The sequence below is a fragment of the Streptomyces sp. NPDC048171 genome, assembly GCF_043202655.1.
Lineage (GTDB): Bacteria > Actinomycetota > Actinomycetes > Streptomycetales > Streptomycetaceae > Streptomyces.
This window is the reverse complement of the sequence record NZ_JBIDAU010000011.1, coordinates 129,724-141,124: the sequence shown is the minus strand read 5'-3', so window position 1 is coordinate 141,124 and position 11,401 is coordinate 129,724. Positions and strand designations below refer to the sequence as shown.

The 11,401-nt window shown below is 71.9% G+C and carries 11 protein-coding genes; all 11 read left to right on the top strand.

Features of this window, described 5'->3' with window-relative positions:
- The first annotated feature begins 2 nt into the window (after positions 1–2).
- The 11 genes from ACGF3J_RS29605 (at position 3) to hpnH (ending at position 11,397) form a co-directional block, all read left to right on the top strand.
- Positions 3–875, top strand: a complete 873-nt coding sequence (locus tag ACGF3J_RS29605; RefSeq protein ID WP_161331129.1) for a glycosyltransferase family 2 protein — start codon at positions 3–5, stop codon at positions 873–875.
- Between the two features lie 97 nt (positions 876–972).
- The gene (locus ACGF3J_RS29600; RefSeq protein WP_161331128.1) at positions 973–1,902 is read left to right on the top strand and encodes an ABC transporter permease; all 930 of its coding nucleotides are present in this window, start codon (positions 973–975) and stop codon (positions 1,900–1,902) included.
- The gene (locus ACGF3J_RS29595; protein WP_161331127.1) at positions 1,895–2,674 is read left to right on the top strand and encodes an ABC transporter ATP-binding protein; all 780 of its coding nucleotides are present in this window, start codon (positions 1,895–1,897) and stop codon (positions 2,672–2,674) included. Before ACGF3J_RS29600 ends, ACGF3J_RS29595 begins: the two co-directional genes overlap by 8 nt.
- Before the next feature lie 293 nt (positions 2,675–2,967).
- Positions 2,968–3,882: a squalene synthase HpnC gene (gene hpnC / locus ACGF3J_RS29590; protein WP_161327267.1), complete on the top strand. Its 915-nt coding sequence runs from the start codon at positions 2,968–2,970 to the stop codon at positions 3,880–3,882.
- A complete protein-coding gene (hpnD, locus tag ACGF3J_RS29585) occupies positions 3,879–4,829 on the top strand; it encodes a presqualene diphosphate synthase HpnD (RefSeq protein ID WP_393855135.1) in 951 nt (316 codons plus the stop codon). Before hpnC ends, hpnD begins: the two co-directional genes overlap by 4 nt.
- Positions 4,829–4,987: a DUF6380 family protein gene (locus tag ACGF3J_RS29580; protein ID WP_237552374.1), complete on the top strand. Its 159-nt coding sequence runs from the start codon at positions 4,829–4,831 to the stop codon at positions 4,985–4,987. The genes hpnD and ACGF3J_RS29580 overlap by 1 nt, the downstream gene beginning before the upstream one ends.
- Complete coding sequence (hpnE, locus tag ACGF3J_RS29575) at positions 4,984–6,420, top strand: hydroxysqualene dehydroxylase HpnE (RefSeq protein WP_393855134.1); 1,437 nt, start codon at positions 4,984–4,986, stop codon at positions 6,418–6,420. The genes ACGF3J_RS29580 and hpnE overlap by 4 nt, the downstream gene beginning before the upstream one ends.
- The gene (locus ACGF3J_RS29570; protein WP_202557693.1) at positions 6,417–7,553 is read left to right on the top strand and encodes a polyprenyl synthetase family protein; all 1,137 of its coding nucleotides are present in this window, start codon (positions 6,417–6,419) and stop codon (positions 7,551–7,553) included. Before hpnE ends, ACGF3J_RS29570 begins: the two co-directional genes overlap by 4 nt.
- Positions 7,554–7,669: 116 nt before the next feature.
- Entirely contained in the window at positions 7,670–9,724 is a 2,055-nt protein-coding gene (gene shc, locus ACGF3J_RS29565) for a squalene--hopene cyclase (protein ID WP_393855133.1), read from the top strand.
- Positions 9,724–10,368 carry a 1-hydroxy-2-methyl-2-butenyl 4-diphosphate reductase gene (locus ACGF3J_RS29560; protein WP_161327271.1) on the top strand — a complete coding sequence of 215 codons (645 nt, stop codon included), beginning with the start codon at positions 9,724–9,726 and terminating at the stop codon, positions 10,366–10,368. Before shc ends, ACGF3J_RS29560 begins: the two co-directional genes overlap by 1 nt.
- A 6-nt stretch (positions 10,369–10,374) precedes the next feature.
- On the top strand, positions 10,375–11,397 hold the full coding sequence (gene hpnH / locus ACGF3J_RS29555; protein ID WP_073728153.1) for an adenosyl-hopene transferase HpnH: 1,023 nt from the start codon (positions 10,375–10,377) through the stop codon (positions 11,395–11,397).
- Positions 11,398–11,401: the final 4 nt, after the last annotated feature.

Here is an 11,401-nt window from a genome sequence, read left to right as displayed (position 1 = left end):
CCATGAAGGTCGGTGCCGTCATCATCACGATGGGCAACCGCCCCGAGGAGCTGCGGGCCCTGATCGACTCGGTCGCCAAGCAGGACGGCGAGCCGGTCCAGGTCGTCGTCGTCGGCAACGGCTCGCCCGTCCCGGAGGTGCCGGACGGCGTGCGCACCGTCGAGCTGCCCGAGAACCTGGGCATCCCCGGCGGCCGCAACGTCGGCATCGAGGCCTTCGGACCGGGCGGGAGCGACGTCGACGTCCTGCTCTTCCTCGACGACGACGGCCTGCTCGCCCGCACCGACACCGCCGAGCTGTGCCGCCAGGCGTTCGCGGCCGACGACGAGCTGGGCATCATCAGCTTCCGCATCGCCGACCCGGACACCGGCGAGACCCAGCGGCGGCACGTCCCCCGGCTGCGCGCCTCCGACCCGATGCGCTCCTCCCGGGTGACCACCTTCCTCGGCGGCGCCAACGCCGTGCGCACCCGTGTCCTCACCCAGGTCGGCGGCCTCCCGGACGCGTTCTTCTACGCCCACGAGGAGACCGACCTGGCCTGGCGGGCGCTCGACGCGGGCTGGATGATCGACTACCGGTCCGACATGGTGCTCAACCACCCCACGACCGCCCCCTCCCGGCACGCGGTCTACCACCGCATGGTCGCCCGCAACCGCGTCTGGCTCGCCCGCCGCAACCTGCCCGCGCTCCTGGTCCCGGTCTACCTGGGCGTCTGGATGCTGCTCACCCTGCTGCGCCGCCCGTCGCGACCTGCGCTGAAGGCCTGGTTCGGCGGTTTCCGGGAGGGCTGGGCGACCCCGTGCGGTCCCCGCCGGCCCATGCGGTGGCGTACGGTGTGGCGCCTGACCCGGCTGGGCCGCCCCCCGGTGATCTGACAAGCTCGTACCCGAGAGCGTTCCGGCCCCGACCGGGGTCAACAGGTCCGTGCCAGGCCCGCGCGGCCGAGCATTCCGAAGACGAAAGTATCCACCAGTGAGTGAGACAACGCACGACGGCACGGTCGCCATGACCAAGCCCGTGGCGCCCGACGAGGGCCTCCCACCGGCCCGGCTGGCCGCCAAGTACGGGCTGTCCGTGAGCGGTGCCCGGCCGTCCCTCGTGGAGTACGTCCGTCAGCTCTGGGGCCGGCGGCACTTCATCCTCGCCTTCTCCCAGGCGAAGCTGACCGCCCAGTACAGCCAGGCCAAGCTCGGCCAGCTGTGGCAGGTGGCCACTCCGCTGCTCAACGCGCTCGTCTACTTCCTGATCTTCGGCCTGATCCTGAACGCGGGCAAGGGCATGCCGAAGGACGTGTACATCCCGTTCCTGGTGACGGGTGTGTTCGTCTTCACCTTCACCCAGTCCTCGGCCATGGCGGGCGTCCGCGCGATCTCCGGCAACCTCGGCCTGGTGCGCGCGCTGCACTTCCCGCGCGCCTCGCTGCCGATCTCGTTCGCGCTCCAGCAGCTCCAGCAGCTGCTGGCCTCGATGATCGTCATGTTCGCGGTGGTGATCGGGTTCGGCAGCTACCCGAAGCTGTCCTGGCTGCTGGTCGTGCCGACGCTCGTCCTGCAGTTCCTCTTCAACGTGGGCCTGGCGCTGATCGTGGCGCGCATGGGGGCCAAGACCCCGGACCTGGCCCAGCTGATGCCGTTCATCATGCGGACGTGGATGTACGCGTCGGGCGTCATGTTCTCCATCCCGATCATGCTGGGGGAGCACCCGTCCTGGATCTCGGACGTCCTCCAGTGGAACCCGGCCGCGATCTACATGGACCTGATGCGCTTCGCGCTCATCGACGGGTACGGCTCCGAGAACCTGCCGCCGCACGTCTGGGCTGTCGGGCTCGGCTGGGCCGTGGCCCTCGCCGTGGGCGGCTTCGTGTACTTCTGGAAGGCGGAGGAGAGGTACGGCCGTGGCTGAGCAGCAGCAGGGCGAGCGGGTGCCGACGGTCATCGCGGACGAGCTGCACATCGTCTACCGGGTCAACGGCGCCAAGACCGGCAAGGGCAGCGCGACCGCCGCCCTGAGCAGGATCATCAAGCGCGGCGAGGAACGGGGCGTGCGCAAGGTGCACGCCGTGCGGGGCGTCTCCTTCACCGCCTACCGGGGCGAGGCCATCGGCCTCATCGGGTCCAACGGCTCCGGCAAGTCGACGCTGCTGCGGGCCATCGCCGGCCTGCTGCCCGCCGAGCGCGGCAAGGTCTACACCGACGGCCAGCCCTCGCTGCTCGGCGTGAACGCGGCCCTGATGAACGACCTGACCGGCGAGCGGAACGTCATCCTCGGCGGCCTCGCCATGGGGATGACCCGCGAGCAGATCAAGGAGCGCTACCAGGACATCGTCGACTTCTCCGGGATCAACGAGAAGGGCGACTTCATCACCCTGCCGATGCGCACCTACTCGTCCGGCATGTCGGCCCGGCTGCGCTTCTCCATCGCCGCCGCCAAGGACCACGACGTCCTGATGATCGACGAGGCGCTGGCCACCGGCGACCGCAAGTTCCAGACCCGCTCCGAGGAGCGCATCCGGGAGCTGAAGAAGGAGGCGGGCACCGTCTTCCTGGTCAGCCACAACAACAAGTCCATCCGCGACACCTGCAATCGCGTCCTGTGGCTGGAGCGCGGCGAACTGCGCATGGACGGCCCGACGGACGAGGTGCTCAAGGAGTACGAGAAGTTCACGGGCAAGTAGGCCGGCACGCCGGGGCCCCGCCGTCTTCCGGCGGGGCCCCCGCGTGTGCAAAGGAACCGTCAACTCCTGGTGTTCTCAGGAATCTTGAAGTGAATCGGTGTGTTGTTGTGATGCGCCGAGCACCCCGCGGGAAGTCCGTGAGTTGTACAACGTAAGCTGGACCGGTCCTGAATCGCGGCACATGGGGCGATAATGCCCGACACCCTCCACCGGGCCTGCCCGCGGGCGGCCGGGCGGCGTGTCCGAAATAGTGTGTATTGGGTCGGCAGTGTAGAACGGGAGATGTGACGGCAATGGCTACGGAAACTCCCCGGCTCCCCGAAGCGTGCGCCGTCGACGCGGAGCGCGGCACCCTGGCCAAGGCCGCCGGCGAGAACTTCCCCGTCGCCCCCTTCTTCCTGCCGCGCGACTGGCGCACCGACCTCATGGCCGTGTACGGCTTCGCCCGCCTCGTCGACGACATCGGCGACGGCGACCTCGCGCCGGGCGGCGCCGACGCCCGTCTCCTCGGCGTCCCCGGCGACCGCGCCGACGACCGCGTGCTGATGCTGGACGCCTTCGAGGAGGACCTGCACCGGGTCTTCGACGGCACCCCCCGCCACCCGCTGCTGCGCCGCCTGCGGCCCACCGTCCGCCGCCGCTCGCTGACCCCGGCGCCCTTCCTCGGCCTGATCGCCGCCAACCGTCAGGACCAGCTCGTCCGGCGGTACGAGACCTACGACGACCTCCTCGCCTACTGCGAGCTGTCCGCCAACCCGGTCGGCCACCTCGTCCTCGCCGTCACCGGCACCGCGACGCCCGAGCGGATCCGCCGCTCCGACGCCGTCTGCACCGCCCTGCAGATCGTCGAGCACCTGCAGGACGTCGCCGAGGACCTCGGCCGGGACCGGATCTACCTGCCCGCCGAGGACATGAAGCGCTTCCACGTCCAGGAGGCGGACCTCGCCGCGCCCACCGCCAACGCGTCGGTGCGCGCCCTGCTCGCGTACGAGGCCCGGCGCGCCCACGACCTGCTGGACGAGGGCGCCCCTCTGGTCGGCAGCGTCCACGGCCGGCTGCGTCTGCTGCTCGCGGGGTTCGTGGCGGGGGGAAGGGCCGCGCTGCGGGCGATCGCCGACGCGGACCACGACGTACTTCCCGGCCCGCCCAAGCCCGGCAAGCTCCGGTTGCTGCGCGAGACGGGCCTGGCCCTGCGAGGAGAGGGGTGATCGGGACCGTGGACCCGTCACCGAACATGCCGGCGCCGGTGCTCGCCGCCTACAGCTACTGCGAGGCCGTCACCGGTCAGCAGGCACGCAACTTCGCCTACGGCATCCGGCTGCTGCCCACGCCGAAGCGACGGGCCATGTCGGCGCTGTACGCGTTCTCGCGCCGCGTCGACGACATCGGCGACGGGGCGCTGGCGGACGACGTCAAGGTCGCCCGGCTGGACGAGACCCGGTCGGTGCTCGCCCGGATCCACGACGGCGCGGTCGACGAGGACGACACCGACCCGGTCGCCGTCGCCCTCGCCCACGCCGCGCGGGCCTTCCCGATCCCGCTCGGCGGCCTCGACGAACTGATCGACGGCGTCCAGATGGACGTACGCGGCGAGACCTACGAGACCTGGGACGACCTGCGGACCTACTGCCGCTGCGTCGCGGGCGCCATCGGGCGCCTCTCCCTGGGCGTGTTCGGCACCGAGCCGGGGGCGCACGGAGCCGACCGCGCGCCCGAGTACGCCGACACGCTCGGCCTCGCACTCCAGCTCACCAACATCCTGCGGGACGTCCGCGAGGACGCCGAGGGCGGACGCACCTACCTGCCCGCCGACGACCTCGCCAAGTTCGGCTGCTCGGCCGGATTCAACGGGCCGACGCCTCCCGCGGGCTCCGACTTCGCGGGCCTCGTCCACTTCGAGGTGCGCCGGGCCCGCGCCCTGTTCGCCGAGGGCTACCGGCTGCTCCCCATGCTCGACCGGCGCAGCGGGGCCTGCGTGGCCGCCATGGCCGGCATCTACCGCCGGCTCCTCGACCGCATCGAGCGCGACCCGGAGGCCGTGCTGCGCGGCCGCGTCTCGCTCCCCGGCCGCGAGAAGGCGTACGTCGCCGTGCGCGGCCTGTCCGGCCTCGACACCCGGCACGTCACCCGCCGGACCGTCAGGAGGCGCGCCTGATGGACACACCCGGCACACGCGCCACGCCGGCCCCGGACCGGCCCACCGTCGTGCACCGGTGGGCAACCCTCCGGTGGCGGTCGGCGTCCCTGACTGAGACGGTCGGCCGTACGCCGTTCAAACACCACGGCGACCGGACAGGGAAGGGCGCACCATGACGCACGCCAACGGCACGCGTGACGGGGGGCAGGTCGCGGACGTCACCGCCCTCCGTCCCGGCGCGCACGCCGTGGTGGTCGGCGGCGGCCTCGCGGGGGTGACCTCCGCGCTCGCGCTCGCCGACGCCGGCGTGCGCGTCACCCTGCTCGAAGGACGGCCCCGCCTGGGCGGGCTGGCCTTCTCCTTCCGGCGCGGCGACCTCACCGTCGACAACGGCCAGCACGTCTACCTGCGCTGCTGCACCGCCTACCGCTGGTTCCTCGACCGCATCGGCGGCACCGCGCTCGCTCCCGTGCAGGACCGCCTCGACGTGCCCGTCCTCGACGTGGCGAGGCCAGAGGGACGCCGGCTCGGCAGACTGCGCCGCGACGCGCTGCCCGTCCCCCTGCACCTGGGGCGCAGCCTCGCGACGTACCCCCATCTCTCGCTCGCCGAGCGCGCCGCGGTCGGCCGGGCCGCGCTCGCGCTCAAGGGGCTCGACCTCGCCGATCCAGACCTGGACACCCAGGACTTCGGCAGCTGGCTGGCCGCGCACGGTCAGTCGGCGCGGGCCGTCGAGGCCCTCTGGGACCTGGTCGGGGTAGCCACCCTCAACGCGGTCGCGGGCGACGCCTCGCTGGGGCTCGCCGCGATGGTGTTCAAGACCGGTCTGCTGTCCGACCCGGGCGCGGCCGACATCGGCTGGGCCCGCGTCCCGCTGGGTGAACTGCACGACCGGCTGGCCCGCAGGGCGCTCGACGCCGCGGGCGTGCGCACCGAGGTGCGTACCCGCGTCACCTCCCTCCGGGCGAAGGAGGACGGCGGCTGGAGCGTCCAGGTACCCGACGAGACGCTCGACGCCGACACGGTCGTCCTCGCCGTACCCCAGCGCGAGGCGTACGACCTGCTGCCGGACGGCGCCCTCGACGCCCAGGAGAACCTGCTGGAGATCGGCACCGCGCCGATCCTCAACATCCACGTGATCTACGACCGCAAGGTGCTCGCCACGCCGTTCCTCACGGCGCTCGGCACCCCGGTGCAGTGGGTGTTCGACCGTACCGAGGCCTCCGGGCTGAAGGAGGGTCAGTACCTGGCGCTGTCGCAGTCGACCGCGCAGGACGAGATCGACGAGCCCGTGGCCGCGTTGCGCGAGCGGTACCTGCCCGAACTGGAGCGGCTGCTGCCGCGCAGCCGCGGTGCCGGGGTGAAGGACTTCTTCGTGACCAGGGAGCGCACCGCGACGTTCGCCCCGGCCCCCGGCGTCGGCCGCCTCCGGCCCGGCGCCCGCACCAAGGCACCCGGCCTCTACCTGGCCGGAGCGTGGACCGCCACCGGGTGGCCCGCGACCATGGAGAGTGCGGTTCGCAGCGGTGTCGGAGCGGCGGGCGCCGCTCTGGGCGCCCTGGGCCGGTCCCGCGGACTCCTTCCCGATTTCTTCGAGGAGGCGGCATGAGAGCCGACCCGCGCGGGGCCGACTCCCGCACTCCCGGTACCGCAACTGGAGGAAAGACTGTGCCCACCGCGCCCCCCGGCCCGAAGGCCGCTCCGAGGACCACGGTGGACGTGACCGCGCTGCTGGAGCGCGGCCGGACCCTGGCCACGCCGGTCCTGCGGGCGGCCGTCGACCGCCTCGCGCCTCCCATGGACACCGTCGCCGCCTACCACTTCGGCTGGATCGACGCCCAGGGCAACCCCGCGGACGGCGACGGCGGCAAGGCCGTCCGCCCCGCGCTCGCCGTGCTCTCCGCCGAGGTCACCGGCGCCGCGCCCGAGGTCGGCGTGCCCGGCGCGGTGGCCGTGGAGCTGGTGCACAACTTCTCCCTGCTGCACGACGACCTGATGGACGGCGACGAGCAGCGCCGCCACCGCGACACCGTCTGGAAGGTGCACGGCCCCGCCCAGGCCATCCTGGTCGGCGACGCCCTCTTCGCCCTCGCCAACGAGGTGCTGCTCGAACTGGGCACCGTCGAGGCCGGCCGCGCCACCCGCCGCCTCACCAGCGCCACCCGCGCCCTGATCGACGGCCAGGCCCAGGACATCTCCTACGAGCACCGCGACCGCGTCAGCGTCGAGGAGTGCCTGGAGATGGAGGGCAACAAGACCGGCGCCCTCCTCGCCTCCGCCAGCTCCATCGGCGCGGTGCTCGGCGGCGCGGACGAGCGCACCGCCGACACCCTGGAGAAGTACGGCTACCACCTGGGCCTCGCCTTCCAGGCCGTCGACGACCTGCTCGGTATCTGGGGCGACCCGGAGGCGACCGGCAAGCAGACCTGGAGCGACCTGCGCCAGCGCAAGAAGTCCCTCCCGGTCGTCGCCGCCCTCGCCGCGGGCGGCCCGGCCTCCGAACGGCTCGGCGAGATCCTCGCGGCCGACGCCAAGGCCAGTGACTTCGCGAACTTCTCCGAGGAGGAGTTCGCGGCCCGCGCCGCCCTCATCGAGGAGGCGGGCGGGCGCGAGTGGACCGCCGACGAGGCGCGCCGCCAGCACACCATCGCCATCGAAGCCCTCGACGCCGTCGACATGCCCGAGCGGGTGCGGGACAGGTTCGCGGCGCTCGCCGACTTCGTCGTCGTACGAAAGAGATGATCACTATCGGTCGAATAGCCCTCGCGTAGTCGCCGGCCGGTGTCCTCGACGGACAGGCACCGGCCGACGGCGGACCCAAGCAGAGCACCGTATGCACACTGCACGAAGGGGAAGCCATGACAGCGACGACCGACGGAAGCACCGGGGCGGCCCTGAAGCCCCTCGCGCCCTCGGCCAGCGAAACCGACATCACCGTCCCCGCCGCGGCGGCCGGGGTACCAGAAGCCGCCGCCCACGCCGTCCTGCGCGCCACGGACTTCCTGCTCTCCCGGCAGGACGCCCAGGGCTGGTGGAAGGGCGACCTCGAAACCAACGTCACGATGGACGCCGAGGACCTGCTGCTGCGTCAGTTCCTCGGTATCCAGGACGAGGAGACTACTCGCGCCGCCGCCCTGTTCATCCGCGGCGAGCAGCGCGAGGACGGCGCCTGGGCCACCTTCTACGGCGGCCCCGGCGACCTGTCCGCCACCATCGAGGCCTACGTCGCCCTCCGCCTGGCCGGCGACGACCCCGACGCGCCGCACATGGCGAAGGCGTCGGAGTGGGTGCGCGGCCGCGGCGGCATCGCGGCCTCCCGCGTCTTCACCCGGATCTGGCTCGCCCTGTTCGGCTGGTGGAAGTGGGACGACCTGCCGGAGCTCCCGCCGGAACTCATCTACTTCCCCACCTGGGTACCGCTCAACATCTACGACTTCGGCTGCTGGGCCCGGCAGACCATCGTGCCGCTCACGATCGTCTCGGCGAAGCGGCCGGTACGTCCCGCCCCCTTCCCGCTGGACGAACTGCACACCGACCCCGCCCTGCCCAACCCCCCGCGGCCCCTGGCCCCGGCGGCGAGCTGGGACGGCGCCTTCCAGCGCATCGACAAGGCGCTGCACACGTACCGCAAGGTCGCCCCGCGCCGGCTGCGCAGGGCCGCCATGAACACCGCCGCCCGCTGGATCATCGAGCGCCAGGAGAACGACGGCTGCTGGGGCGGCATCCAGCCGCCGGCCGTGTACTCGGTCATCGCGCTGTACCTGCTCGGCTACGACCTCGAACACCCCGTGATGCGCGCCGGCCTGGAGTCGCTGGACCGTTTCGCCGTGTGGCGCGAGGACGGCGCCCGGATGATCGAGGCCTGCCAGTCCCCGGTGTGGGACACCTGCCTGGCCACCATCGCGCTCGCCGACGCGGGCGTGCCCGCCGACCACCCGCAGCTGGTGAAGGCCGCCGACTGGATGCTCGGCGAGCAGATCGTCCGCCCCGGCGACTGGTCGGTGAAGCGGCCCGGCCTGCCGCCCGGCGGGTGGGCCTTCGAGTTCCACAACGACAACTACCCCGACATCGACGACACCGCCGAGGTGGTCCTCGCGCTGCGCCGCGTCAGCCACCACGATCCGGAACGGGTGGAGAAGGCCATCGGCCGCGGGGTGCGCTGGAACCTCGGTATGCAGTCGAAGAACGGCGCCTGGGGCGCGTTCGACGTCGACAACACCAGCTCCTTCCCCAACCGCCTGCCGTTCTGCGACTTCGGCGAGGTCATCGACCCGCCGTCGGCGGACGTCACCGCGCACGTCGTCGAGAGCCTCGCCGTCGAGGGGCTCGCCCACGACCCGCGCACCCGGCGCGGCATCCAGTGGCTGCTCGCCGAACAGGAGCAGGACGGCTCGTGGTTCGGCCGCTGGGGCGTCAACTACGTCTACGGCACCGGCTCCGTCGTCCCCGCCCTCACCGCCGCCGGCATCCCCGTCTCGCACCCGGCGATCCGCCGCGCCGTGTCCTGGCTGGAGTCCGTCCAGAACGACGACGGCGGCTGGGGCGAGGACCTGCGCTCCTACCGGTACGTCAAGGAGTGGAGCGGCCGGGGCGCCTCGACCGCCTCGCAGACGGCGTGGGCGCTGATGGCCCTGCTCGCGGCGGGGGAGCGGGAGTCCGGCGCGGTGGAACGCGGCGTCGCCTGGCTCGCCGCCACCCAGCGCGAGGACGGCTCCTGGGACGAGCCGTACTTCACCGGCACCGGCTTCCCCTGGGACTTCTCCATCAACTACCACCTCTACCGCCAGGTCTTCCCGCTCACCGCCCTCGGCCGGTACGTCCACGGGGAGCCCTTCGCAGAGAAACCACGCCCGGCCCCCGTGGCCGGGCGGTCCGCGGACGCGACGTCCACGGCCGAGGTGAAGGGCGGCTGATGAACCCGCAGCCCGGCCCGTCCTCCCCGCTGCTGATCGCCTGCGCGCTCGGCATCGAGCACCTCGCCCTGCGCACCGGCGACCGCGGTGGCGCGGGCGGGCCGGTCACCGTCCTGCGTACCGGCATGGGACCCCGGGCCGCCGAGCGTTCGGTCGCCCGGGTCCTGGCCGACCCGGCGCTCGGCTCCGCCGCCGTGCTCGCCACGGGCTTCTGCGCGGGACTCGCGCCCGGCATGCACCCAGGCGACCTGGTCGTCGCCGAGGAGACCCGGGACCCGCGCTCCACCGTCGCCTGCGTCGGCACCGACCGGCTCGTCAAGGAACTCGCGCGAGCCGTGCCGGGGCGCACCGTCCACACCGGGCCGCTGACCGGCTCGGACCACGTCGTCCGCGGCCCCGAACGCGCCGATCTGCTCGCGACCGGCGCCATCGCCGTCGACATGGAGTCCGCGGCCACGCTCCTGAGCGCCGTACGGGCGGGCGAGCGCCCCGTTGCGGCCGTTCGTGTGGTCGTGGACGCTCCGGAACACGAACTCGTCCGGATCGGCACCGTGCGCGGAGGAATATCGGCCTTCCGCGTTCTTCGATCCGTTCTTCCCGCATTTTTCGAATGGCACCGTTCTTTGCTGCTCCCCCGGAGGTGAGCCCAGATGGCCATGCCGCTGCGCCAGTCCGTCAAGGTCGCTACATACCTGGCCGAACAGAAGATCCGCCGGCGGGACAAGTTCCCGCTCATCGTGGAACTGGAGCCGCTCTTCGCCTGCAACCTCAAGTGCGAGGGATGCGGGAAGATCCAGCACCCAGCCGGGGTGCTCAAGCAGCGCATGCCGGTCGCACAGGCCGTCGGGGCGGTGCTCGAATCCGGAGCGCCGATGGTCTCCATCGCCGGCGGCGAACCCCTGATGCACCCGCAGATCGACGAGATCGTGCGGCAGCTGGTGGCCAAGCGGAAGTACGTCTTCCTCTGCACCAACGCGCTGCTCATGCGCAAGAAGATGGACAAGTTCAAGCCCTCTCCCTACTTCGCCTTCGCGGTCCACATCGACGGCCTGCGCGAGCGGCACGACGAGTCCGTGGCGAAGGAGGGCGTGTTCGACGAGGCCGTGGAGGCCATCAAGGAGGCCAAGCGGCGCGGCTTCCGGGTCACCACCAACTCGACCTTCTTCAACACCGACACCCCGCAGACCATCGTCGAGGTGCTCAACTTCCTCAACGACGACCTCAAGGTCGACGAGATGATGATCTCGCCCGCCTACGCCTACGAGAAGGCGCCCGACCAGGAGCACTTCCTGGGCGTGGAGCAGACCCGCGAGCTGTTCAAGAAGGCATTCTCGGGCGGCAACCGGGCCCGCTGGCGGCTCAACCACTCGCCGCTGTTCCTCGACTTCCTGGAGGGGAAGGTCGACTTCCCCTGCACCGCCTGGGCGATCCCGAACTACTCCCTCTTCGGCTGGCAGCGCCCCTGCTACCTGATGAGCGACGGATACGTGCCCACGTACCGGGAGCTGATCGAGGAGACCGACTGGGACAAGTACGGCCGCGGCAAGGACCCGCGCTGCGCCAACTGCATGGCGCACTGCGGCTACGAGCCGACCGCCGTCCTGGCCACCATGGGGTCCCTCAAGGAGTCCCTGCGCGCCATGCGCGAGACCGTCTCCTCGAACCGGGAGTGACGTC